General features: G+C 28.5%; 2 protein-coding genes. Both read right to left on the minus strand.

What is annotated here, in order from left to right:
* On the minus strand, positions 1-305 hold a 305-nt coding region (locus AMO08_RS04630), incomplete at its 3' end, for a hypothetical protein (RefSeq protein WP_143323815.1).
* On the minus strand, positions 293-541 hold a 249-nt coding region (locus AMO08_RS05805), incomplete at its 5' end, for a hypothetical protein (RefSeq protein ID WP_179850749.1). The genes AMO08_RS05805 and AMO08_RS04630, both read right to left, overlap by 13 nt.

The raw sequence follows: 541 nt of genomic DNA on the forward strand, positions 1-541 counted from the left end.
TTCATATAATTTATTATCCATTTTTTTTTATCTCCTAATTTTTTAACTTTATAATACTTACTTACACTTTTTTTCAAAAAACTATCATATAAACACTCTTCTTTTAGTCTATCCACATCTATGATATACTTACTTTGAGTTCGGTAAATAACCTCGTAATTAGCTGTAATAAGCCCTTCATCATCACAAAGTGATTCTTTAATTTCATTATCAATTTCTTCTACCTCTTCCTTTAGCATTTTTATTTCTTCCAACAGTTGTTCCCTATAACTTAATTTAATATCTATATCTCTTAAAAAGGACATGGTTCTTCCGCCATTTCTTTAAAAATTTCATCATAACATTTTAAACAAAAAGTTCTATTTTCAGTTAAAACTACAGCATCATCACCTACATAAATATCCTCACCGCAGTTATAGCAATGGCAATATAAAACATTTACGCCATCATCTATATCCTCATCAACAGACATACTTGTTTTTTTATAACAATCTTCGCAAAATGCGTTTCCAGCAAAATTAAAGCATTCCTCACCCACTTG

The organism is Candidatus Pelagibacter communis, from assembly GCF_001180205.1.
In the GTDB taxonomy this organism is placed as follows: domain Bacteria; phylum Pseudomonadota; class Alphaproteobacteria; order Pelagibacterales; family Pelagibacteraceae; genus Pelagibacter; species Pelagibacter ubique_O.